Consider the following 23,836-nt stretch of genomic DNA (forward strand, 5'->3'; position numbering starts at 1 on the left):
AGAAAAAATCCTCCTTGCACGTAGGATCATTCGTCTTCAGCATTCGTTCCGCACCTGGCGGGATCATTCGTCATTCTGCATTCGTCATTTCCCTTCCCCACCCGCCGCCGCCGGGAGTCTCCAGCCGCACGCGGTCGCCGTTTTCCACGGGGAAGCTGGTGCTGGAGGGGAGGGTGGAGCTGATGCCGTCCCGGATGAGAAATTGGTTTCCGCTAGCGCCCTCGCTGCCGCCATTGAGGCCGTAGGGGGCGGACAGGCGATGCTGGGTGAGGAGGGAGACGGTGAGGGGGGCGAGGAATTCAAACTCCCGCACGATGCCGTTTCCACCCGGCCAGCGGCCCGTGCCGCCGGAACCGGGGCGGATGGAAAACTGCCGCAGGCGCACGGGATAGCGCTGCTCGATGATCTCGGGATCGGTGATGGCGGTGTTGGTCATGTGGCTGTGCAGGGCGTCACTGCCAGCATAACCCGGACCCGCCCCGGTACCGCCGGCGATGGTCTCATAATAACCGAAGCGGTCGTTGCCGAACAAAAAGTTGTTCATCGTTCCCTGGCTGCAGGCCTGGAGCTTGAAGGCGAGCAGGAGGGTGTCCACGAGGCGCTGGCTCACCTCCACATTGCCGCCGACGACGGCCGGGTCCTGGGCGGCATCGCCGGTGAAGACGGGATTCAGCAGGCTGCCTTCCGGCAGGATCATTTCCACCGGCTCCAGCAGGCCTTCATTCAGCGGCAGGTCTTCCTGGAGCAGCAGCCGCAGGGCATACAGCACCGCGCTGTTCACGATGGCGCGGGTGGCATTGAGGTTGCGCGGATGCACTGCGGCGGTGCCGGTGAAATCCAGGCGCAGGCGGTCCGGGGCCGGGTGGCTCACCTGCACACGGAGCACGGATCCATCATCCAGATGCTGCTCTGCGAGGCCGTCATGGATGCTGGGGATCTGCCGCCGCATGACGCTGGCGCTGTGGGCCAGGATGGCCTGGAGACAGTCGCGCAGACCTTGAGAATCCCCGCCTGCCAGGGCTCGGAAACGTTCCACGCCCAGGAGATTGGCGGCGAGCTGGGCATGAAGATCCGCCACATTGTCCGCCAGATTCCGCGTTGGATACAGTGAGGTTTCCAGCAGCGAGGCGACGTTTTCAAAACAGGATTCTCCCGCCTGCACGAGGTGCTGCGGGGCGATGACGACGCCCTCTTCCACCAGCCTGGCCGCCGTGGCGGGCATGGAGCCGGGCGTGATGCCGCCGATCTCGGCATGGTGCGCCCGGTTGGCCACAAAACCCAGGAGGCCCGCTGCCTCATCAAACACGGGCGTGATGAGCGTGACATCCGGCAGGTGCGATCCGCCAAAGGCCGGGTGGTTGGTGATGAGCGTATCTCCCGGCTTGAGGTCAAACCCGCGCGTGGCCTCCCGCACACATACACCCAGCGCCCCAAGGTGGACGGGAATGTGCGGGGCGCTGGAGATGAGATGTCCGCTGGCATCCAGCAGCGCACAGGAAAAGTCCAGCCGCTCGCGGATGTTGGTAGAGATGGCGGTCCGGCACAGCAGCGCGCCCATGTCCGTGACGATGCTGTGGAGGCGGTGGCGGACGAGATCGCGCTGCGTGGAGAAGGACGGGCTGTCCTGGCCTGGCTGCTTCGCCATGAGCGTTTCCTCATTCCGCCGCAGCCGGTGTCCCCATCCCGCATGGTGTTCCACCTCCCACCCCTCGTTCACCACCAGCGTGCTGAAAGCATCCTGGATCAGCCGCACCCCTGATGTAGCCGCGCTCGCAAGAGCGTGGGCCTCCGCCGTAGCTGCGCTCGCCAGAGCGTGGTCGTCCGCCGCGCCTGAGCCCGCCGCCACCACGACCCTCAAACTCACCAGCTCCACCACGCGCTGCTCCGGCGGAGCATATCCAAAAAGACGTTCATAAGCCGCACGATACGCTTGGGGCAGCTCGCTACCTTTTTCAAAAGCCACTTGCACGGGTGTGTCCTGTCCGCGCAGCCGCAGCTCGGCCAGGCAGGACGCCACATGCGTTTCACGGCCTGTGGCCAGACCTTCACCACTCAGGGCAAGTGCCGCCTCCACCACCAGGTTTTGAACCCATTCATCCACTTCCCCGATACAATCCCCCAAAGCCAGGAGCACCTGCTTTTCCGCAAACCTTTCCGGCACGGCCTGATGCAGCCCCACGGCGCTGAGGATGCCTGCGTGCTCCGGGGCCAGGACGGTTTTCATGCCCAGGCGTTCCGCCACGGCGCAGGCATGCTGCGGCCCTGCTCCACCGAAGGCCAGCAGGGCATAGTCTGCCGGGTCATAGCCCTCCGCCACAGAGATGCGGCGGATGGCATCCGCCATGTGCTCAATGGCCAGGTTCAGGCAGGCTTGCAGGAGATCTGTTTCACTTGAAAAACCACTGCCCGCTGCCAGCAGCTCTTGCAGCCGGGCACGGGCGGCCGCCGCATCCAGCGGGATCGGCGCGCGCGCCGGGTCAAAGCGGCCTAACAAAAGATTCACATCCGTGATGGTCAGCGGTCCGCCACGGCCGTAACAGGCGGGTCCGGGATCTGACCCGGCACTCTCCGGCCCCACGGCCAGGCCATGCGGTGTCCACTGGCAGATGGACCCGCCGCCGGCGGCGACGGTCTCGATGGCCACGCAGGGGGCGAGCAACTGCATGCCGGCCACGTTTTGGCTGAAGCGGTAACCCGGCCGGCCGTCAATGCGCGCCACATCCGTACTGGTGCCGCCCATGTCCAGCGTGAGGATGCGGTCATGGCCCAGGGCCGCCGCTGCATTGGCCGCGCCCAGGGCACCGCCTGCGGGACCGCTGAGCAGCAGGTCCTTGGGCCGGATGCTGGCGGCCGTCTCCAGCCCGCCGGCGGAGTTCAGCACCAGCAGGGAGATTTTTTCCTGGCCGCCTATGGCTGCGGTCAATGGACCTGCCACGCCCTGGATGAAGGCTTCCACCGGGCCGGTCAGATACGCATTGGCCACGGCACTCTGGGCGCGAGGCAGGATCTTGGCAAAAGGGGCGATGTCGCTGGAAACGGACACATGCGTAAAGCCTGCCTGCATGAGCAGCGCCGCCACGCGCTGCTCATGCTGCGGGTGGGCATAGCTGTGCAGCAGCGCCACGGCGGCATGGCGCAGGCCCTTGGCCACCAGGCCCGCGGCCTGCGCTTTCACGGCCTGTTCATCCAAAGGCAAAAGGACCTGCCCGTCCGCAGCGATGCGCTCCGGTACCTCGGCCACGGCCGCACAAAACACCGGCCTGGCCTCATGCTTCAACGCGAAAAGGTCCGCCCGCCGCTGGTCGCCGATTTTCAAGAGGTCTCCAAAGCCTGCCGTGATGAAAAAGGCGGTCGCCGAGCCCTTCCTTTCCAGCAGGGCATTCGTGGCTCGCGTCGTCGCCAGCCGCAGCTCCAGCGGAGGGAAGGGGCGGCCTAACGGAGTGTGTGTTAAAAGCCTGGCCGCGAGAACCGGTGCCTCCTCGCCGGTGCCCAGGTCTATGAGAAACGGGGGCGACAGGCGGTGTCCGGTTTTCGGTGTTCGGTGTTCGGTTTTCAGAATGCAGCCTTGCGGTGTCCACTGAACGCCGGTGACGGTGAACTGAAGACTGGCTGCTGAAGACTGAACACTGGATACCGGAGACTGACCACCGATGACCGTGCCCTGAAAGCCGGTGTAAAAGGCCTCGTCCATCCTGGGCAGGCCCTCCACCTGCCACTGGCCGGGGGACGGGCAGGCGGTGACGCGCACGCGGAGCACGCCGGTGGAGAGGACCTTGCAGCGGGTTTCCCGGCCTTGCGGATCCAGGGCAAAGGCATCCGTAAAGGTGCCTCCGGTATCCGTTGAGATGCGCCACATGAGCTTATTTTTTTTCCAGGGGAGGCAGGCTGATGTTGCCCACCCAGCGGGCTTCCATCAGGGAGTCCAGGTAGGCGGAGGCTTCCGCCGGTTTGTAGATGGCATCGGCCCTGGACAGCCATTCTTTGGCTTTGATCTCATCGTCCTTTCCATAGGCGATGGCCACCTGGCTGTAATAATAGGCAGGCGTGTCATCCATGAACTTGAAGTGATCCTTCAGCGTCTTTTCCGCCGCCTCAAACTGGCCCTGTTTCACTTCGCAGATGAGCCGTTTGTAGAGGGTCAGGTGGCGGACCTGCATGGGCAGCTTGGGGAACTGGTCCAGGAGCTTTTGAAAGGCTGCCGCTGCGGCCGCCCAGTCATGTTTGACAAAGAGCAGCTCGGCTTTGTTAAAGAGAGGGGCGACTGCGCCGGGTTGCAGAGCGGCGGCCTTGTCCAGTTGTTCCGTCGCTTTGTCAAAGTCGCGCAAGGCCGGTGTCAGGTAGAGCGCGCCGCGCAGGTTGTAGAGGTCGGCCAGGCCAGGGGCCAGGGCTTCGATCTCATCCAGCTTGACCATGGCCTCCACGTAGCGCTGCTGCTGCTGCAAACTCTGCGTTTCCTTCAGCAGGGCGATGACTTCCGGGGGCGGCGGGGATTCCGCGCGGAGCGCAGCAGCCGACAGGAGTGTGAGCAGGAGGGCGCAGCGTAAGATCATACGTACAGCACCTTACCGTCCGCATCTGCGCAGGCAAGGGAAAGGACGGCAGCAGTAATCTGGGGGGACGCAAATATGGCGCAACGCTGCGCAAAATGGGCGCTGCGATTGACAAGACCGGATGAGCAATCGCAGAAGTTTTCGGGGAAGTTCATTTGTTTGAAACCAATGAATTTCTGGCTGCGTAGCTTACGCCCGTTTTGACCCCCCGAGATCAAATGAAAACCACCCTCCTTCTCACCACCTCCCTGCTGTCTCTGCTGGCCACCTCCGCCATGGCGGACGCGCTTTCAGATTCCTATCTGGCCATGTTCAAGCCGCTTCCCACAGAAGCCCTGAGCCCGGACAACGAACTGACCGAAGCCAAGATCAACCTGGGCCGCATGCTCTACTATGAGACCCGCATTTCCAAGAACGGCAAGATGTCCTGCAACTCCTGCCACATGCTGGACAAATACGGCCAGGACAACCTGCCCTTCTCCCCAGGACATGAAGGCAAGCTTGGCGGCCGTAGTTCCCCCAGCGTTTACAATGCCGCCTTCCATATCGCCCAGTTTTGGGACGGACGTGCGCCGACGGTGGAAGAGCAGGCCAAGGGCCCGGTGCTGAATCCGGTGGAGATGGGCATGCCCAGCGCCGACTTTGTGGTGGATGTCCTGAAGTCCATCCCCGGGTATGTGGAGGCCTTCAAAGCCGCTTTTCCTGGCGAGGAAAACCCGGTCCATTACGACAACTTTGGCAGAGCCATCGGCGCTTTTGAGCGCAAGCTCGTCACCCCCTCCCGCTGGGATGAGTATCTAAAAGGGCAGAAGGCGGCCCTGACCGCCGAGGAGCAGAAAGGCTACGAGACCTTTGCCAAAGCCGGCTGCGCCACCTGCCACAACGGACCTGCCATCGGCGGTGCCATGTATCACAAGCTGGGCCTCGTGAAAGCCTGGCCTGAGCTGAAGGATCTGGGCCGATATGAGGCGACGAAGGTGGACAGTGACAAGCATTTCTTCAAGGTCTCCAGCCTGCGCAACGTGACGGAAACCGGCCCATATCTGCATGACGGCTCCGTCACCAGCCTGGAGCAGATGGTCAGCATGATGGCCGAGCACCAGTTGGGTAAAACGCTGACGGCGGAGGAGACGGCCAGCATCGTGACCTTCCTGAAATCTCTCAAGGGAGAGATTCCTGCCGAGTACATCGCCCAGCCTGAGCTGCCTGCCAGCGGACCCAATACACCGAAGGCCTGATCTGACATCCCATTCCTGCGAGCGCCTGTCCGGATCTCCTGGGCAGGCGCTTTCATTTTCCCGCTCTGGAGCCAGTCTTGATCCTTGACCGTCGCCGCTTGCGCTCTGATTTTGGCCGTCCTCATGTCCGTTCCGCTCCTCGACGTCAACGCCCAGAACCACCCTCTCGAATCTGAACTCCAGGCCGCCTTCAGCCGCGTGCTGCAGCATGGCCGGTTCATCATGGGGCCGGAAATGGAGACCTTTGAAAAAGAGATCGCCGACATGGTGGGTGTGAAGCATGCCCTGGCCGTCTCCTCCGGTACGGATGCGCTCCTTCTCGCGCTCATGGCCCTGGACATCGGTCCGGGGGATGAGGTGCTCTGCCCGGCCTTCACGTTTTTTGCCACGGCCGGGGCGGTTTCCCGTCTGGGAGCGGTGCCGGTCTTTACGGACATCTGCCCCATTTGCTTCAACATGGATGTGAATGATGCGCGGGCCAAAATCACCCCACGCACGAAGGCCATCATCCCGGTGCACCTCTTCGGCCAGTGTGCGGACATGGACCCCATCCTGGCGCTCGCCCAGGAAAAGGGACTGCGTGTCATTGAGGACGGCGCACAGGCCATCGGCTCCACATATAAAGGCCGTGGCTGCGGGTCCATGGGGGACTTTGGCGCGTACAGCTTTTTCCCCAGCAAGAACCTGGGCGGTTTTGGCGATGGCGGCATGCTGGTGACGAATGACGATGCCCTGGCCGAATTTGCCCGTGTGCTGCGGGTGCACGGCTCCAAGCCAAAGTACTACCATCACTACGTCGGCGGGAACTTCCGCATGGACACGCTCCAGTGCGCGCTGCTGAGTGTGAAGGTGAAGCGCTATGGCGAATATACCGCCCAGCGCCAGGCCAATGCGGCGCACTATACGGAGGCGCTCTCCGCCCTGCCCGGCGTGGTGCAGGCAGACCCTTCTCATTGCAAATGCACCACCACCCAGGACGCCTGGCTGGAAGGGCAGGGGGCGCGCATCGTCCTGCCGGTGGGCTATGTCCATAACACGCATATTTGGAATCAATACACCCTGCGGGTCATCGGGGCCGGGCAGCGGGATTCCCTTCGCGATCATTTGCAGAAGGCGGGCATCGGCTGTGAGATCTACTACCCGCTGACGCTGGACCAGCAGCCCTGCTTTGCTGACCTGCCGGAGGCCTCCCTCACTGGTTGTGAGGTTTCCCATCGCATGGCCCAGGAGGTGCTGAGCATCCCCATCTATGGCGAGCTGACCGAGGCGCAGCGGAACGAGGTGATCGCCGGCATCGCGGCCTGGCTCAGTGCTTGAAGATAAAGAACTTCCGGCAGACAAAATTGATGAGCATGGAGGTGACGGCCATGCTCACCTGTGCCAGACGGGTATCAATGCCAAACATCTGGATCAGATAAGGCCCGGCCAGCAGACCGCCGGCAAAGCTGATCACGCCGATGCCAAAGAAGCTGGCGATTTCCACCAGGCGGCTGTGACGTCCGGATTTGAAGACCCACAGGATGTTAGTCACATAGGCCACTGCCGTGCTGAAGAGCACCGCGATGGAATTGCTGATCGTCGTATTCACGGCCCGGATCTCCTTGGGGATCTCAGAGTCAATGGAGGGAAAGGCCCAGACGGACAGCGCAAGCCAGATGACCTGATGGGTGATGAAGGCACCCAGCCCGCAGATGCCGTATTTGATGAACTGCAGCAGCGGATGCGCATCGCGGGAGTTCACATGCGCCAGGATGGTGCGCCAGTCATTGGAGCGGACGAAATGCGAGAGGGAGCTTAGCTGGGAAAGCATAAATGGGAGAGCCGGTACTGACGCCGCCTTTTCCCAAATGCACAAGAAACAAAAAAACGCGACCGGGCTGCGGTCGCGTTTTTGGGAGTGGATAAAAATCTCTGGTGCTGACGGCTCAGTATGGATTGCCGTAATAGGGCTGGCCGTTCGGGTAATAACCGGAGGGGCGCTGCTGGCCGCGGTAGCCACGGCTGTCATAGCCCTGCTCATAGCGGTATTGTGCATTGCGCTGGTCCTGGGCATTGCCGATGGCGTTGCCACCAAGGGCGCCCAGACCAGCGCCGATGGCCGCACCTTCCAGGCCGCGACCGCTTTGATTGCCAATGATACCGCCGGCTGCGGCACCGCCGAGGGCACCGATGACCGTGCCCGTCTGGGCATTGGGTCCGGTGGCACAGGAGACAAGGCCGAGGGCGGCAAGGAGGGAGAGTGTGATGGTTTTCATGCTTGGGTAAGTGACTGGTTAGTCGTGGTCACGATACGTTTTGTTCATGCAAAACGCCGAAACTTTGCGAAAAAAGGTTTGAAATGGTTAACCGAAAAAGTGGGAAGAAGTCGAAAAACAATGTTGCGCACCCCTGATGGTGTGTTAGGACTTCCGACTCCCCCGCCCACTAACAGGGCGCCGACCTCTTATGCGTGTCCGTACATCCGTCAAACCTCTCTGCGAACTCTGCCGCGTCATCCGCCGCAAAGGAGTAGTTCGCGTCGTCTGCAAAAACCCACGCCACAAGCAGCGTCAGGGTTAATTAGACTCATTTCCTTTTACAAGCACCTTCTGATTATGGCACGCCTACTTGGAGTCGAAATCCCGAACGAGAAAAAGATCGAATATTCCCTGCCATATATCTATGGCATCGGTCTTCCCCTGAGCCGCAAGATTCTTGCCGCCAGCAACATTGACCCTAACGTCCGCGCCGGAGAGCTGACGGATGACCAGATCTCCCTCATCACCCAGGTGATCCAGGGCATGGCCATCGTCTATGAAGGTGACCTTCGCCGTGAGCAGGGCATGCACATGAAACGCCTGCTGGGCATCAACTGCTACCGTGCTACCCGCCATCGTCGTGGCCTGCCTGTCCGCGGTCAGCGCACGCACACCAATTCCCGCACTCGCAAAGGTCCTCGCAAGACTGTGGGTGCTCAGAGCAAGCCCGGTAAGAAGTAATCAGGCTTCGACTGAGACACCGCGATTTAATCCCTTTGTATTATGGCAGAAGACACAACAACTCCGGCAGCCGCTCCTGAAGCAGCCACCCCAGAAGCCACTCCGGCTCCCGCACCCGCACCTGCAGCCGCTGGTGCTCCAGCAGCATCAGGCGCTCCTGCTGCCCCTGGCGCAGACAAGCTGCCTACCAGCGGTGACCGCGCCGTTTCCCAGAGTATCTGGGCCGAAATCGGTGGTGGCGATGGCCCTGAGGCTACGAAAATCATCAAGGCCAAAGGTTCGAAGAACGTCTCCGCAGGGATCGTTCACGTCCGCTCCACCTTCAATAACACGATGGTTTCCATCACCGACCGTGGCGGCAACCTGATGGGTTGGTCCACCTCCGGTAAAATGGGCTTCCGCGGTTCCCGTAAAGGCACAGCCTACGCGGCCCAGGTCGTCGCCCAGGATGCCTGCCGTCAGGCCATGAGCCACGGCCTCCGTGAAGTGGAAGTGCGCCTTCGCGGCCCCGGCTCCGGCCGTGAGTCCGCTGTCCGTGCCATCCAGGCCATGGGTGTGGAAGTCACCGTCATCAAAGACGCGACTCCGATCCCCCACAACGGCTGCCGTCCGCCGAAAGCCCGTCGCGTCTAATTTCGTTTTCCCCCGCATTTTACCAGTATGGCACGTTACACAGGTCCCCGCGAAAAGATCGCCCGTCGTTTTGGCGTCGCGCTTTTCGGTCCTTCCAAGTCCCTCGAAACCCGCAACTTCCCTCCAGGGCAGCACGGCGTTAAGAACTCCCGCCGCAAAAACTCTGATTTCGCAGTCGCCCTGATCGAAAAGCAGAAGCTGCGTTTCCAGTATGGCGTGCTTGAAAAGCAGTTTCGCCTCACTTTTGCAGAAGCCCAGCGTCGTAAAGGCGTGACCGGTGAAAACCTGCTTCAGATGCTGGAGTCCCGTCTCGACAACGTGGTTTTCCGCATGGGCTTTGCCAACACCCGCTTTGCCTCCCGGCAGCTCGTTAGCCATCGCCACATCACGGTGAACGGCGGCATCGTCAACATCGCCAGCTATCAGGTGAAGCCTGGTGACGTTATCGCCGCCAAGCAGTCCCCCCGTTCCCAGCAGCTCGTTGGCCGTTTCCTGGAAATGACCCTCGGCAACCCAAGCCCTGATTGGGTGACGGTGGATCGCGACAAGATGTCCGGCGTTTACAACCGCGTGCCGATCCGCGACGAGATCAACCCGATTGCCAATGAGCAGCTCGTGGTGGAACTCTACTCCCGTTAATTCGCGGAGCCAGGGCAACCAGCCTTTTCAAAAGGGACGCCTAGCGGCGTCCCTTTTTCGTACATCCAATATCCGCCCGTCCAACCCCTCCCTGTCTTCCTTCACATGCTCATTCCCGAACATCTTGAAATCATTGGTTCCGAACTCGCCATCCGCTGGTCGGACCAGTCTGAAGATTACATTCCCTGCGAGCGGCTGCGCGCCTGGTCACCCAGCGCGGAAACCACCGGCGAGCGTGACCTGCTGGGGAAAAAATATGGCGGTTCAGATCAAAAGACCTATCCCGGCGTGACCGTCCGTGGCTGGCGCACTATCGGCGGCTATGCCATCCAGTTCGAGTTTTCCGACGGCCACAACACCGGCCTCTACTCCTACGACTACCTCAAAGCCCTCTGCCAGCAGGCGGCAAAGGGGTGAGGGGGGAAGTGACTTCAGATCGCAGGGTGTCTCGCGACCCAAGTGCGCGATCTGACGAATGAAAGTACCAAGGCCGCAATCCGTGCTTGCCGGACGGTCTGGCCTTTTCATGCTCCTGGTCATACCCACCTACCATGAAAGCCCTCGTCCTCACTGCCCCCTGCGAATTCAATTACGACACCAGCTTCCCGGATCCTGCTCCCGGAGCCGGAGAGGTGCTGGTGAAAATCAAGGCCTGCGGCATCTGCGGCAGTGACATTCACGGTATGGATGGCCGCAGCGGCCGCCGCCAGATGCCCATCGTCATGGGGCATGAGGCGGCAGGAGAAATCATTGAGGTGGGTGATGGCGTGACCGACTGGAAGGTGGGCGAGCGCGTGACCTTCGACTCCACGGAATACTGCGGCGAGTGTGAGGAGTGCCAGGCTGGATACGTGAACCTCTGCCCGGACCGCAAGGTACTGGGAGTCTCCCCCGGCAGCTACCGCCGCCACGGCTGTTTTGCTGAACAAATCGTCCTGCCAGAGCGCATCCTGTACCGCATCCCGGAGACGCTTTCCTTTGAAAAAGCCGCCTTTGCCGAGCCGGTGGCTATCGCCCTGCATGCGGTGAATTTGGCCGATGGCATCGAGGTGGGGGAAGCCTTTGCTGATGAGTGTGAAGACGGTGACTGTGGCTCCTGCGGCAGCCACGATCACGAAGGTCATGATCACGCGGAAGGTGAAGCCTGCGGCCACAACCATGAAGAGGTGCGCGGCGGTGTGGCCGTCGTCGTCGGAGCAGGTCTGATCGGCCTGCTGGTCATCCAGGCGCTGAAGGCGCGGGGCTGGGAGCGTGTGATCGCCGTGGATCTGGATGACAAGCGCCTGGAGCTTTCCAAGACCCTGGGTGCCGATGATGCCTTCAATGCGAAGCAGGAAAATCTGGCCATGCACCTGCGCGAAATCACCGGTGGTGACGGCGCCGATGCCAGCTTTGAAGTGGTGGGGGCCGCCGCTCCCGTGGACCTGGCCATCCGCTGTGTGCGCAAAGGCGGGCAGGTCATCCTGGTAGGAAATCTCCAGGCCAGCACGCCGTTTCCGCTTCAGGAAGTCGTCACCCGCCAGATCACCCTGCGCGGCTCCTGCTCTTGCGCAGGCGAGTATCCCGAAGCCATCCGCCGCATTGAAGACGGCAGTATCCAGGTGGAGCCCTTGCTCAGCGCTGTGGTCCCCCTGGAAGAAGGAGCCGGCTGGTTCCAACGCCTCTACGACAACAAAGAGGGCCTCATGAAAGTGGTGCTCACGCCTGCTGGCTGACCTGGAGCGCACGTATCCTGCGTGCTGTTTTTCGCGTTCGCGGAACCGTTTCCTGACATCCGTAAACATCCAGAACCATGAAATCGCTCATCCTGCTCCTGGCCGTTCTGACCACGCTGCTCCTTCCCGCCTGCAACGACACCGGAAAGCCCCTGGCATCCGGTGTCGTCGTTACTGGAAAAGTCTGGGAAAAGTCCCTTGCTAGTGACGGACACGCCAACAGCGTGAAGTCCATCCCTGTCGATAGCCACGTGGAGGTTTATGAACGCCTCCTCATCATTCACCAAGCAGATGGCAGACGGAAGGTGGTGCCGATGGAGTATGTGACGGATTTAGTGATCAAGTGAAGTGGCCGGGAACTTCAATTCAGCGCAATTGACCCACAGTTTTGACGTTGAAATGGGAGACTGTTTCTTCTCTCATTCATCATGCGCCTGCTATTCCTTTCCCTCCTCATCCCCTGTCTCTCTCTGGCCCAGGAGACCGCACCGGCTCCGCTAAAGCCCAACGTCATCCTCATCGTCGCCGATGACCTCGGGTATTCAGACATCGGCTGCTACGGCTCCAAGACCATCCGCACGCCGCACCTGGACCGCATGGCGGCGGAGGGCGTCCGTTTCACCTCCTTTACCGTGGCTCAGGCGGTGTGCAGTGCCTCACGTGCGGCATTGATGACCGGCTGTTATCCCAACCGCGTGGGCATGCAAGGGGCACTGAACCACACCAGCCTGGAAGGCATCCACCCGGATGAATTTTTGATGCCGGAGCTCTTCAAGCAGCGCGGTTATGCCACTGCCATTCATGGCAAATGGCACCTGGGCACGGCGGATATGTTTCATCCCATGAAGCACGGTTTCGATGAATTTTGGGGCATCCCGTATTCCAACGATAACAGCAAATATCATCCCTCCCTGGCCGCCGAGATGCCGCCGCTGCCGCTCTATGATAACGAGAAGGTCAGCAAAACCGACCCTGATCAGAGCCTCTTCACCCGCCATATCACGGAGAAGTCCGTCAGCTTCATCCGCCGCAACGAGAAGAAGCCCTTCTTCCTCTACGTGCCGCACATCATGCCGCATGTGCCCATCTTTGCCTCGGAGCGGTTCAAAGGAAAATCCCCGCACGGTCTCTATGCTGATGTGGTGGAGGAGCTGGACTGGAGTGTGGGCATGATCCTCGCCGCTGTGGAGCAGGCCGGTGTGGCAGACAACACCCTGGTCATCTTCATGTCCGATAACGGTCCCTTCCTGAGCTATGGCAACCATGCTGGTGTGGCCGCGCCTTTGCGCGAGGGAAAACTCACCAGCTATGACGGCGGCGTGCGCGTGCCCTTCATCGTCCGCTGGCCCGGCAAGGTGCTTGCCGGAAAGGTGAATGATGAACTCTTCACCGCCATGGACCTCATGCCCACCTTCATGGCCTGGGGTGAGGATGCGGAGCCTGCCACGTCCACCAAGACTCTCGACGGCAAGGACGTGTCAGACCTTTTGTTAGGCAAAGGAGATGCCAAAAGCCCGCATGAGGCCATCGCCGTGTATGCCGGTGCGGAGCTCCAGGCCATCCGAACGGGTGAATGGAAGCTACACTTTGCCCACCCTTACATCACTCCGCATGAGACTCCTGGCCGGGACGGCAAACCGGCTAACTGGGAGAATATGAAACCCGCCGCCATCACCCAGTCCGGCATCGAGGGCATCGCCACCCGTCATGGTTACAAGGTGGCGCAGCAACCCGTCGCCCTTTACAATCTGAAAGAGGACCTGAGCGAAAGCAACGACGTCAGCGCCGCCCATCCGGACGTGGTCGAGCGCCTGCAAACGCTGGCTGAGCCTTTCCGCCAGAAGCTGGGGGATAAGCTGACTGAAACCACCGGCACCGAAGTGCGACCTCTGGGCCGCGCTGAAAAATAGTCAGCAGGTGATGCGCTCTTAAAGCCCCGCCTTTTGCAGCAGCAGATCCAGTTGCTGCTGAAACTGCGGTACATCCGCTGGTGGCGGCTGGTAGCCCTGCGGAGCACCGTTCAGCCCCAGCCGGCCCATCTGGTCCAGGAACCACGAGGCATTCATCCCGTCGCTAAAAGTCACCTTGCCACTGATCAACGCCCCTGGAAGGGTGATCTGGTCCGCCGTCATCGTGATGCCTGCACCCGGTGCTTTTTCCATGGTCGCATCATCAAAGTTTTCGTTCCACGTCTCATCCTCCGCAGGCAGCGCATCTTCGCCCGGCATCGGGGCAGGGGAGGCGGGTGCCGGCTCCGCCGCTTTCGGCACATCGCGCGGTTTCTCCTTCAACCTCACCCCCATGTCCAGCATCAGCAGGCGGGCATCCAGATAGGTCAGCGTGATGCCAAACTCCGTTTTCAGGCGGTCTTGCACCTGGTTGAGATTGGCACCATCAGCAGCCCAGATTTCTACCTGGGCCAGTTGTTCTTGGGAAAGTTGGGACATGTCAGTTCGGTCAGATCAGCTCAGCTAAAAAATTTAAATCGGTCAGGGGCGGGCGGTACAGTGGCACGCTTAGCTTTTCATCGCACCGGTCACCACTCCCGCCAGCTTGGCGGCCTGGTCGCTCAGGGCTTTCACCTGTTCCTGCGTCATCGGCTGGTCCTGGGGCAGGTCCATCAGCGGCACCAGCACCTGGAAGCCCTCACGCAGCGCTTTCAGGGAAGCATTGGCTTGCAGGCGCGGGCTGAGGTGCTCCAGGCTCATCAGGTAATATTCCGCAATGTCCTTGCGCAGCAGCCGCAGCGACTTCTCCGGCGTGTAATTGTCATGCACGCTGCGGGTGGCGATCTCAAAAGCCCGGAGCCAACCGCCCAGGCTCACCAGATGCGCGATGTCCACATCCCGAAGCTGCACCATTTCCGCCTCCACATCCGCCTGGGTCAGCGCTAGCTCCGTGCGCAGCTTGTCCCACTCGCCATCAATGCTGTGTTCGAACAGGCTCTGCGTATGGCGGTTCATCCGGCTGCCGGTGCCCAGTACTTTGGCGTATTTGATTAAAGCACGGCCCACATCCTCCATGGCCTCCACCTTTTCACACTGCACGATGAGGAAGCCATCCGCGATCAGCGTCCCCAGGCCCAGGGAGACCAGTACGCGATCAGACGGCGTCTGCCGGGAGATGGGCCGCTTCAGCGCATCGTAGGAAAGTTTGCCCAGCCCGTCCAGCATCTCAAAAAGCTTGCGGATGCTTGGGGTGGTGAACTGGTTCACGCCGAATTCCTCGCGCACATGCTCATCGCCCAGCAGATCATCCGGGATGGGCCTGCGCTGGCCTTCCTGTCCAGGGACAGGTGGCACCGGGGGCGCGGGCGGTGTTTCCGGGGCTGGCGTCTGCGCCCGCCCTCCCTCAAAGGTCAGGACGGTCAGCGCTGCCAGGAGGCAGGCGCGGGCGGTGGAGGAGCGGACGGGAAACATGGCTAGGAGTGATATACGGGGTGCTTCGCACATTTCCAGCGATTGCTAGGGCTTGTTTTCATTCTCTTCGTCCCTGCACTTTCCGCCGCGCCCACCATCTTCTCCTTTCATCCCGCCGTTTTACCCGTATTCTCCTCGCCCCTATGATCAAAGTCGGTCTCGTTTCCCTCGGCTGCGCCAAGAACCTCATTGACTCCGAAATCATGGTCGGCCACCTCCAGCAGGCAGGCATGACCATGACCCCGGAGGCAGATCTTGCCGATGTCCTCATCATCAATACCTGCTCCTTCATTGACATGGCCAAAAAGGAAAGCGTCGGCGCGGTCCACGAGGCTGTCGATGCGCGGGAGGAAGCGCCACAGCGCAAACGCCAGAAGATCATCGTCGCCGGCTGCCTGTCCCAGCGCTTTGCGCAGGAACTGCCCGGCCTCATGCCGGAAGTAGATGCCTTCATTGGCCTGGACCAGATCACCCAGGTCGCCCCCATCATCCAGCGCCTCATGGGCAGCGAGGATGGCCAGGAAAACCACGTCACCCGCCAGCCGAAGTACATCCCGGATTACGATACCCCGCGCTTCCGCCTCACTCCGAAGCACTTCGCCTACATCAAGATTGCCGAAGGCTGCAACCACACCTGCTCCTTTTGCATCATCCCGCGCATCCGCGGCCGCCATCGCAGCCGCACCCAGGAAAGCGTCGTCAAAGAAGCCCGCCAGCTCATCGAAAGTGGCGTCAAAGAAATCAATCTCATTTCCCAGGACACCACCTACTTCGGCATGGATCTTTGGGAAGGCGAGCGGCCCAAACCGCGCAGCGAGGTGGACTCCACCAAAGGCGATTCCCTCTCCACCCTCATCCGCGAGATCAACGCCATCCCCGGCGACTTCTGGATCCGCCTGCTTTACACGCATCCCGCGCACTGGAGCGACGACCTCATTTCCGCCATCGCTGAAAGCCCCAAAGTGGCCCGTTACATTGACATGCCTCTGCAGCACATCAGCGACAACATGCTGACGCTGATGAAGCGCGAAACCGATGGCGCCTATATCCGCAACCTGATCCGGCGCATTCGTGCCGGCATCCCCGGCATCGCCATCCGCACCACCTTCATCGTCGGCTTCCCCGGCGAGACCGAGGCCGATTTCAATGAGCTGGTCCAGTTCATTGAGGATGAAAAATTCGAGCGCGCTGGCGTCTTTAATTACTCCCGTGAAGAGGACACCCGCGCCGCCAAAATGGAAGGCCAGATCCATCACATGACTCGTAAAGCCCGCTGGAACGAAGCCATGCGCGCCATCCAGCGCAGCGTCGAGCACGTCAACCGCGAGCAGGTCGGCAAAACCCTCCGAGTCCTCATCGAAGAACCCGGCGTTGCCCGCAGCGAGATGGACGCTCCCGATATCGACACCACCGTCTTCGTGGACAAGTCCCTCCCCATCGGCAGCTTCGCCGACGTCACCATTAAAGACTGGCGCGGGTATGATCTGGTGGCCTGAGTAGTGCTGTTGCGCCGGCAACGGCGGCCCCGGACGTGCTTTGCCCCCTTGCACATCTGGGGGTTGTCTCGGCACAAACCTCAGTTGGAGCCCAACTGAGCTACTTGCCCTCAGCTCCATCCCGTTGCATAGACCCGGTTCGCTTCCTCTTTCCCCGCCACACCATGCCCACACTCTCCATCCAGCCTCGCGCACGCATTTTCCACGGTCATGTCTGGGTCTATGCCACCGAGATCAAAGGCCGCTTCGGCGAGCCCAAGCCGGGGGATGTCGTCCAGCTCCAGGATGCGCGTGGCAAGCCGATGGGCAGCGCCATTTACAATCCGCAGTCGCAGATCAGCGCCCGGCTTTTCTCGTACCGCCGCCAGGACCTGGACCTCGACTTCTTCACCCGCCGCATCGAACGTGCGCTGAAAGTCCGCACGGATGCGGGCGTGGACACGGCCCTCTGCCGCGTCGTCTGGAGCGAGTCAGACGGCCTCCCTGGCGTCATCGTGGACCGTTACGGCGATTACCTCGTCCTACAGACGCTGACCCTCGCCATGGCGCAGCGGCAGGACCTCATCATCCAGGCCCTCGTCCAGATTTTCTCTCCTAAAGGCATCGTCCAGCGCAATGAAGGCGGCGTGCGCAAGGCCGAAGGGCTTGAGCAAATCAAAGGAGCCGTCTTTGGTGAAGCCCCCGCACCCTTCATCGTCCGGCATGAAGGCAGCGCGTTTCATGCGGATCTCATCGAAGGCCAGAAAACCGGCCTCTATCTGGACCAGCTCGATAACTACCAGCACGCCGCCAAACTGGCCAAAGGCCGCCGCGTGCTGGATTGCTTCAGCAACCAGGGCGGATTCGCCCAGGCCTGCGCTTTAGCCGGAGCCGTTGAGGTGACCGCCGTGGACATCAGCGAAAGCGCCACCGAGCAAGCCAAAAAGAACGCCGAAATCTCAGGAGCCAAGGTCAACTTCATCGCCGCCAACTGTTTCGATTTCCTCAAAGCCCAGGAAACCGCCGCTGCCACCTACGACCTCATCATTCTGGATCCGCCCTCCTTCACCAAGACCAAAGCCAAGGTCCAGGACGCCATGCGCGGATACAAAGAGATCCATTTGCGCTCGCTGAAGATGCTCCAGCCCGGCGGTATTCTGGCCACTTTCAGTTGCAGCCACCACGTCAGCAGCGGCGAGTTTCACGCCAGCATCCGGGACGCCGCAGTGGATGCCCGGAAAACCCTCCGCCGCATCGCCGTTTATACCCAGCGACCAGACCACCCCATCCTGGCCACCATTCCGGAGACGGAGTACCTCGTTGGCTATGCCTACGAAGTGATTGCCGCTTGGTAATGGAGCGTCGTCTTGTTGGTTAGGCTCAAGGAAAGAGGAGCGGGCAAGGCCTTCAGAATAAACTTTATTTCTATTCTGGCCCGCTGCGTGCGTGGGAAGGGTCCGCAACCACGGCCTGACCATGCACGAAGCTCCCTCACGACATTTTGACATTGCCATCATTGGGGGCGGGTTTGCGGGGGTGTATTGTGCGCAGCAGGTGCTCAAACGGGTGCGGGGGCAGTCTCTGCGGGTGGGCATCATCGCCAGTGAAAACCACATGGTCTTCCAGCCGATGCTGCCGGAGGTGGTGGGCGGCTCGCTCTCCCCGCAGCATGTGGTGAATCCCATCCGCATGATCTGCGAGGCGGCGGATGTGCTGAAAGGGGAGGTCACAAGTATTGACCTGGAAAGCCGTGTGCTGACCCTGAATGGAGGCAAGTTCAGCCCGACAGTGACGGTGACCTTTGACCACCTGATGCTGGCTCCCGGGGCCGGGGTGGACCTGAGCCGCATCCCCGGTATGTCCGAGCATGCCTACCTCATGCGCACCGTGGGGGATGCCATGAAGCTGCGCGCGGCCATCATCAGCCGCATGGAGGAGGCCAACCTCATCACCAAGCATGCCCAGCGGAAGGAGATGCTGTCGTTTGTGGTCGTAGGCGGCGGGTATTCGGGGGTGGAGACGGCGGGGCAGATCCAGGATCTGATCGCTGGTGTTTTACGATATTATGATAATATCCGCGCGGATGAACCGAGCGTGACCCTGGTCCATAGCGGCGAGCGATTGCTCAGTATGCTCGGCCCTGGCCTGGGGGACTACACCCGCCGCTGCCTGGAAAAGATGGGGGTGAACCTGGTCTTTAACAAACGCGTGCGGGCGGTCACGGCGCGGACGGTGCAGCTCAATGATGGCAGCACGCTGACCTCCAACCTCGTGGTCTGCACCGTCGGCAATGCGCCGCATCCCATCCTTCAGGCACTCGGGGCTGCAGGCGTGGTGCCGCTGGAGCGGGGGAAGGTGGTCGTGGAGGCCACGGGCCAGGTGAAGGGCGTGGAAAAAGTGTGGGCGGCGGGGGATTGCGCAGCCTTCCCCAAGTCGGATGGTGGCCTATGCCCGGAAACGGCCCAGTTTGCCATGCGGCAGGGGTCTTTGATCGGGGATAACATGGTGGCCAGCCTCCATGACCGGCCTTTGAAGCCGTTTAAATTTACCGGCCTGGGCGAGCTGGCTACCATTGGCCATCGCAAGGCCGTGGCCATGGTCATGGGCCTGCGTTTTTCCGGCCTGCTGGCCTGGTTCATGTGGCGCAGCATTTATCTCATGAAGCTCCCGGGGCTGGATCGCAAGCTGCGCGTCATGACCGAGTGGACCTTTGAGATGTTCTTCCCCCGCGACATCAACTTGCTCACGCCCAGCTTCTCCTCGCCATTGGGAGAGATGCATCTGGAAAAGGGCGATTCGCTGTTCCGATCCGGCGAGCCTGCGCAGTCGCTCTATGCGGTGAAAAAGGGCTGCGTGGAGATCACAGATGCCAGCGGTCAGCTGGTGAAGTCAGCGGTGGCAGGGGAACATTTCGGCGAACGTGCTTTGTTAGGCGACGGCATCTGGCGCTTCGATGCCACGGCCAAGGAGCCCAGTTCCCTCGTGGCCATTGATGGAGGGACTTTTAAAACGCTAGTCAAAAGTATCGGCTCCCTGGACAGCCTGTTCCGCTCCACCGCCCAGCAGTATCATCTGCCGGAGGAGATCCAGCAAACCGTGGCCGCGATGCCGGAGGCGACGCGGATGTCCACCGCCGGTGAGGTAATGACGCGCAAGGTCACCTCCCTGCTGGCGGAGCAGACGGTGCAGGATGCGGTGGCGGAGTTTCAGGCACATCCGCACAGCACCTATCCCGTGACGGAAGATGGCCGGGTCATTGGATTGTTGAGGCGCTCCATCGCCTATGACTGGCTGAAGAACCGGGGCCTCAGCAACCAGGATGCGTTGAAGAACCTGCCGCTGACCACGCCCTTCTGCGTGCGGGCTGACATGCCCGTGCCGGAGCTGGTTCAGACACTGATGCGCACCGGTGTGAGCAAGGCGGTGGTGGTAGATAATGAGCAAAAGCTGTTAGGCATGGTGACCGTCTTTGATCTGCTTAAGGGCGTTCGGTGAGGCGCAGCGCGGCCTGCCTGAGCTCCTTCCGCAGCGGCACGGCTTTTTCGGCCAGGAGGCGCTGCTCTTGCTCGTAGCGTTCGCGGCCTTCAGGTGTCTCGATGCAGACAGGTTCATAACCCAGGTGGCGCAGGTCGTAAGGGCTGGCGCGCATGTCCAGATCACGGCCTTCGCAGGCGAGGGCAAAGACCTGGCCGACGAGGTCCGAGCCCACCCAGGGCCAGAGCTTGGTGGCCCATTTATAAAGATCCATGTTGGCGTGCAGGCAGGCCCCCTGTTCCATGTCCAGCCGCGTTTCCAGCACGGGCTGGAGGACGTTCATCGGTTTGGCTTCGGGGGTGAAGAAACGAAAGGCATCGTAGTGGGAGCAGCCGATGCTCTGGCTCTCGATAAACGTGGCCATCACCTCGGGGGACAGGCGCAGTTCATAACCCTGATGGCGGATCTGCTCGCGCGACTGACGGTACACCATGGCCCATTCATGCAGGCCGAAACAGCGGAAGCGCGGTGCGCGGTCCAGCACATTCTCACAGAGGGTGGCCACCCAGCGGGCGAGGTCGCGCAGGTGGGGGCTGAGCCGGGTTTCATCCAGCCGCACGCAGCCGTCCTGATGAATCATGCGGTCCGATGCCAGCCAGGGCAGGTTGATCAAATCTTCATCGGTGACTTCAATCTCGACACCGAGCGGCGGCATCCACTGCTTCAGCTTGGCCGGGGAGAAGGTGTAATAGGTGAAGAGGAAATCGTGGACGGGATGTTTCTTCTGGTGGCAGCGCCTGGTGACAAACGCATCCGCCAGGGTGGCGACGCGGCCGAGATGGGCCTCGTGCCGGGCCTGCCAGTCCGCCCGGGACCAGCGGGTGCTGGGAGAACTGAGGGTCATGCTTCGATCTCAACTTTGTAGCGGGGCAGGGAAGGGTCCACCTGCTGGCTGTAAGCATCAATGCCGCCGGCCAGGCAGCGGGCGTTGGTAAAACCGTGGCCGATGAAGTAGGCGACGGCATCCAGGGAGCGGGAGCCGGTGTGGTCGTAGAGGATCAGCGGCGCGTTTTTATCCCAGGCAGAAAAGGCTTCCTGCACGAGTTCCTGCGTCATCAGCCGGGCCCCGGGGAGGGTGACGGCCTCGTGTTCCTCGCGGGTGCGTACGTCCAGGATGGCCAGATCCGGGGTGATTTTGCGGAGTTCTACGAAGTCGGCGGGGGAGATTTGCAGGGTGGCATCGCCCTGGTGGCTGTCCTGGATGTGGGCGATGACTTCCTGAACATCCAGGTTCTCATTGCGCTGGCAGAGCTGGGCGAGGGTTTCAGACGGGCTGAAGGCACAACTGCTGCAGCCGCCGATGTGGTAGCGGGCGAAGAGGGCGCGCTGGGCTCCCGGGTAGGATTGCAGGACCTGGGAGAGGGTGGTTTCTGGAGAAAGCGGAGGCAGGGCGGTCATGGGTATAATGAATAACGCACGTAGGAAGTGACGAAACTGCAAACTTCATGTGGGCAAGCGGGCCGCGTGCGCTACAATCCGCCTTTATGCTTGAACGCGAACCTCGCATCTATGTGCTGCCCACGATGATGACGGCCGGGAATATCCTGTCCGGTTTTGTCGCGATTTTGCAGATTTTCAAAGGCCGGGAAGGGGCCATCACGGAACATTATTACTGGGCCATCATCGCCATTTTGGCTGCCTGTCTTTTTGATGTGCTGGATGGTCGGGTGGCCAGGCTGGGCGGGCAGGAGTCCCCGTTTGGACGGGAGCTGGATTCGATTGCGGACATTGTATCCTTTGGTGTGGCCCCGGCGCTGCTGGTGCATGACATTGTGCTTTCCAGCATTGAAAAGCCTGCGGGGCTCGGCTGGCTGATCGCCTGTGCTTACCTGGTCTGCGGAGCCATGCGGCTGGCGCGGTTTAACTGCATCGCCGCCAGTGATGACAAGACCAACAGCAAGCATTTCCGGGGCTGCCCCATCCCGGCGGCGGCGGGCGTCATCGCCTCCCTGACGCTGCTCATGCTCTGGCTGGATGAAGGCAGCAAGGAGATTGGCCAGTGGAAATACGGGCTGGCGGTGCTGATGGTACTGCTGTCCTGGCTGATGATGAGTGATCTGGAATATCCCAGCTTCAAGTCCATCAACTGGCGCACGCGGCGCTCCCCGGTCTGGGTGATCATCTCCATTATCGTGGTGGCCTTTGCGGTGCGGAACTGGCAGTGGATGCCTTCCGTGCTTTTTGTCAGCTATTTGCTCTATGGTTTGGTGCGTCCCTGGGTTTCCCGCCGCTGGCGGCGTGAGATCGAGATCGAGTATGAAGCCGCAGACACGCCTGATGATCCCATCCCCATGGAGACGGAGATCCCCAAAAAGGATGAGGGGTCGAATGATCCGGCCTCCCAAATTTAAGCTTCTTTAATTCAGCGACGCATCAGACAGACACCTTTTTCGGATGGCGGATTTTTACCAGCACGCGCGACTTCCCACCCTGCATCATCTTGCCAGCCCTGACGCCACCGCGCGTGACGAAGAGCTGGTGGAGCTGACCCGTGACAAACCGGTGGCATTGCTGCTCCCGGCTTTGTTTGTGGAGACTCAGCGTCCTGCGCTGCCGGCCATCCTGGAGCAGGTTTCCCAGGTTCCTTACATCAGCGAGGTGCTGCTGACCATGAACGGCATGGAAGAAAGCCAGGTGGAGACCGCCCTGAAGCTCTGCCGGGAGTCCCCTTGTGGAAAAAAAGTGCATGTGCTGTGGAATGATGGCCCGGATCTGAAGGCAGCTCATCACCGCCTGAGTGAAAAGGGCTGGGACGGGACTTTCTCAGGGAAGGGGGCCAACATCTGGATGGGGCTGGCCTGCCTGAAGGCGGCCGGTCATACGGGCATTGTCATCAGCCATGATACGGACATCCTGAACTACAGCCGCTCCATGCTGGCCAAGCTGTGTTATCCTGTGGCCCATCCGCGGCTGAATTACCGCTTTGCCAAAGGCTACTACAGCCGTGTCGCGGACCGCCTCTATGGCCGCGTGACGCGGCTTCTTATTTTCCCTCTGATCCAGGCCTTTCAGGATGTGCTGGGCGTGAAGCCCCTGCTGGAGCATCTGGAAAGCTTCCGCTATCCATTGTCAGGGGAGTTTGCCGGTGAGCTGGAGACCCTCGCAGAGTTCAGCCTGCCTCCGGCCTGGGGGCTGGAGATTGCCATGCTGTGTGAATCCCACCGTTATCTCACCCCGGCGGAGCAGTGCCAGGTGGATCTGGGCTTTCACTTTGAGCACCGGCACCGGCAGCTTGTGAACCCTGGCCTGGAACAGGGGCTGGTGGCTGCGGCGGCGGATGTGGTCCGCTGTCTCACGTATCAAATTCTGCGTGATGCGGAAGAGCGTGCGGCGGAATCCCTGCTCCGCATGGTGCTGGAGCGCTATGCCAAACATCGGGCTCATGAATGGATGCAGCGTTATGAGCATGTGGCCCTGCTCAACGGACTCATTTTTGATGAGGCGGATGAGCGGCTGGCCATCCAGGCCTTTACGGAGGCGCTGGAAGAACTGGTGGCCACGGTCAGTGCCAAAGGCCTGCTGGTCCCAGGCATGCGGCCTTCCCCTGCACAGGCGCTCAAGCAGCTTCCGGGTCTTGGAGAGCAGATCGTGGCGACGGTGATGTAAGGGGGGCGGTGATTGATGCTTCTTCTTGCACCCTGGGGCAGGACTGGGC

Annotated in this window: 23 protein-coding genes; 15 read left to right on the forward strand and 8 right to left on the reverse strand. The window is 61.1% G+C overall.

The genetic code is table 11. From position 1 onward, the window contains the following. Positions 1–70 precede the first annotated feature (70 nt). Both WJU23_RS04520 and WJU23_RS04525 read right to left on the reverse strand, forming a co-directional pair. Positions 71–3,856, reverse strand: coding sequence for a hydantoinase B/oxoprolinase family protein (locus WJU23_RS04520; RefSeq protein WP_346331344.1), 3,786 nt, complete (start codon positions 3,854–3,856; stop codon positions 71–73). 4 nt (positions 3,857–3,860) lie between these two features. Further along, positions 3,861–4,550, reverse strand: a complete 690-nt coding sequence (locus tag WJU23_RS04525) for a tetratricopeptide repeat protein (protein ID WP_346331345.1) — start codon at positions 4,548–4,550, stop codon at positions 3,861–3,863. A gap of 218 nt (positions 4,551–4,768) precedes the next feature. On the opposite strand from WJU23_RS04525, the gene WJU23_RS04530 reads away from it, so the two are divergent. Both WJU23_RS04530 and WJU23_RS04535 read left to right on the forward strand, forming a co-directional pair. Beyond that, positions 4,769–5,788 carry a cytochrome-c peroxidase gene (locus tag WJU23_RS04530; RefSeq protein ID WP_346331346.1) on the forward strand — a complete coding sequence of 340 codons (1,020 nt, stop codon included), beginning with the start codon at positions 4,769–4,771 and terminating at the stop codon, positions 5,786–5,788. Between the two features lie 123 nt (positions 5,789–5,911). Continuing rightward, complete coding sequence (locus WJU23_RS04535) at positions 5,912–7,105, forward strand: DegT/DnrJ/EryC1/StrS family aminotransferase (RefSeq protein ID WP_346331347.1); 1,194 nt, start codon at positions 5,912–5,914, stop codon at positions 7,103–7,105. On the opposite strand, the gene WJU23_RS04540 is transcribed toward WJU23_RS04535, so the two are convergent. After that, the gene (locus tag WJU23_RS04540) at positions 7,095–7,598 is read right to left on the reverse strand and encodes a GtrA family protein (protein ID WP_346331348.1); all 504 of its coding nucleotides are present in this window, start codon (positions 7,596–7,598) and stop codon (positions 7,095–7,097) included. The two genes, WJU23_RS04535 and WJU23_RS04540, sit on opposite strands and share 11 nt — an antisense overlap. A gap of 115 nt (positions 7,599–7,713) precedes the next feature. Beyond that, complete coding sequence (locus WJU23_RS04545) at positions 7,714–8,043, reverse strand: glycine zipper domain-containing protein (protein WP_346331349.1); 330 nt, start codon at positions 8,041–8,043, stop codon at positions 7,714–7,716. 190 nt (positions 8,044–8,233) lie between these two features. Here WJU23_RS04545 and rpmJ point away from each other — a divergent pair, with 190 nt between their 5' ends. The 8 genes from rpmJ to WJU23_RS04585 all read left to right on the forward strand — a co-directional run bounded on the left by rpmJ (position 8,234) and on the right by WJU23_RS04585 (position 13,663). Continuing rightward, positions 8,234–8,347, forward strand: coding sequence for a 50S ribosomal protein L36 (gene rpmJ, locus WJU23_RS04550; protein WP_133796336.1), 114 nt, complete (start codon positions 8,234–8,236; stop codon positions 8,345–8,347). 35 nt (positions 8,348–8,382) lie between these two features. Continuing rightward, positions 8,383–8,766, forward strand: coding sequence for a 30S ribosomal protein S13 (rpsM, locus tag WJU23_RS04555; protein ID WP_346331350.1), 384 nt, complete (start codon positions 8,383–8,385; stop codon positions 8,764–8,766). Between the two features lie 42 nt (positions 8,767–8,808). Further along, on the forward strand, positions 8,809–9,399 hold the full coding sequence (gene rpsK, locus WJU23_RS04560) for a 30S ribosomal protein S11 (protein WP_346331351.1): 591 nt from the start codon (positions 8,809–8,811) through the stop codon (positions 9,397–9,399). A gap of 27 nt (positions 9,400–9,426) precedes the next feature. Then, positions 9,427–10,038 (forward strand): 30S ribosomal protein S4, encoded by a 612-nt coding sequence (gene rpsD / locus WJU23_RS04565; RefSeq protein WP_346331352.1) that lies wholly within the window; start codon positions 9,427–9,429, stop codon positions 10,036–10,038. Between the two features lie 105 nt (positions 10,039–10,143). Continuing rightward, entirely contained in the window at positions 10,144–10,455 is a 312-nt protein-coding gene (locus WJU23_RS04570; RefSeq protein ID WP_346331353.1) for a DUF971 domain-containing protein, read from the forward strand. Between the two features lie 134 nt (positions 10,456–10,589). Next, complete coding sequence (locus tag WJU23_RS04575) at positions 10,590–11,753, forward strand: galactitol-1-phosphate 5-dehydrogenase (protein ID WP_346331354.1); 1,164 nt, start codon at positions 10,590–10,592, stop codon at positions 11,751–11,753. Between the two features lie 77 nt (positions 11,754–11,830). Next, positions 11,831–12,100 (forward strand): hypothetical protein, encoded by a 270-nt coding sequence (locus tag WJU23_RS04580; RefSeq protein ID WP_346331355.1) that lies wholly within the window; start codon positions 11,831–11,833, stop codon positions 12,098–12,100. Between the two features lie 81 nt (positions 12,101–12,181). After that, on the forward strand, positions 12,182–13,663 hold the full coding sequence (locus tag WJU23_RS04585; protein WP_346331356.1) for a sulfatase: 1,482 nt from the start codon (positions 12,182–12,184) through the stop codon (positions 13,661–13,663). 18 nt (positions 13,664–13,681) lie between these two features. On the opposite strand, the gene WJU23_RS04590 is transcribed toward WJU23_RS04585, so the two are convergent. Both WJU23_RS04590 and WJU23_RS04595 read right to left on the reverse strand, forming a co-directional pair. Continuing rightward, positions 13,682–14,200, reverse strand: coding sequence for a hypothetical protein (locus WJU23_RS04590; protein ID WP_346331357.1), 519 nt, complete (start codon positions 14,198–14,200; stop codon positions 13,682–13,684). 69 nt (positions 14,201–14,269) lie between these two features. Next, complete coding sequence (locus WJU23_RS04595) at positions 14,270–15,172, reverse strand: hypothetical protein (protein ID WP_346331358.1); 903 nt, start codon at positions 15,170–15,172, stop codon at positions 14,270–14,272. Between the two features lie 143 nt (positions 15,173–15,315). Here WJU23_RS04595 and rimO point away from each other — a divergent pair, with 143 nt between their 5' ends. The 3 genes from rimO to WJU23_RS04610 all read left to right on the forward strand — a co-directional run bounded on the left by rimO (position 15,316) and on the right by WJU23_RS04610 (position 20,142). Next, positions 15,316–16,668 (forward strand): 30S ribosomal protein S12 methylthiotransferase RimO, encoded by a 1,353-nt coding sequence (gene rimO, locus WJU23_RS04600; RefSeq protein WP_346331359.1) that lies wholly within the window; start codon positions 15,316–15,318, stop codon positions 16,666–16,668. A 164-nt stretch (positions 16,669–16,832) separates the two neighbouring features. Further along, a complete protein-coding gene (locus WJU23_RS04605) occupies positions 16,833–18,002 on the forward strand; it encodes a class I SAM-dependent rRNA methyltransferase (RefSeq protein WP_346331360.1) in 1,170 nt (389 codons plus the stop codon). Positions 18,003–18,123: 121 nt separating this feature from the next. Next, entirely contained in the window at positions 18,124–20,142 is a 2,019-nt protein-coding gene (locus tag WJU23_RS04610; RefSeq protein ID WP_346331361.1) for an FAD-dependent oxidoreductase, read from the forward strand. On the opposite strand, the gene WJU23_RS04615 is transcribed toward WJU23_RS04610, so the two are convergent. Both WJU23_RS04615 and WJU23_RS04620 read right to left on the reverse strand, forming a co-directional pair. Then, positions 20,126–21,025: a hypothetical protein gene (locus WJU23_RS04615; RefSeq protein ID WP_346331362.1), complete on the reverse strand. Its 900-nt coding sequence runs from the start codon at positions 21,023–21,025 to the stop codon at positions 20,126–20,128. The two genes, WJU23_RS04610 and WJU23_RS04615, sit on opposite strands and share 17 nt — an antisense overlap. Continuing rightward, on the reverse strand, positions 21,022–21,579 hold the full coding sequence (locus WJU23_RS04620) for a rhodanese-like domain-containing protein (protein WP_346331363.1): 558 nt from the start codon (positions 21,577–21,579) through the stop codon (positions 21,022–21,024). The genes WJU23_RS04615 and WJU23_RS04620 overlap by 4 nt, the downstream gene beginning before the upstream one ends. A gap of 86 nt (positions 21,580–21,665) precedes the next feature. Here WJU23_RS04620 and pssA point away from each other — a divergent pair, with 86 nt between their 5' ends. Continuing rightward, entirely contained in the window at positions 21,666–22,532 is an 867-nt protein-coding gene (gene pssA, locus WJU23_RS04625; protein ID WP_346331364.1) for a CDP-diacylglycerol--serine O-phosphatidyltransferase, read from the forward strand. Positions 22,533–22,575: 43 nt separating this feature from the next. Next, positions 22,576–23,787, forward strand: a complete 1,212-nt coding sequence (locus WJU23_RS04630) for a hypothetical protein (protein ID WP_346331365.1) — start codon at positions 22,576–22,578, stop codon at positions 23,785–23,787. Positions 23,788–23,836: the final 49 nt, after the last annotated feature.

Source organism: Prosthecobacter sp. SYSU 5D2 (assembly GCF_039655865.1).
GTDB lineage: Bacteria > Verrucomicrobiota > Verrucomicrobiia > Verrucomicrobiales > Verrucomicrobiaceae > Prosthecobacter.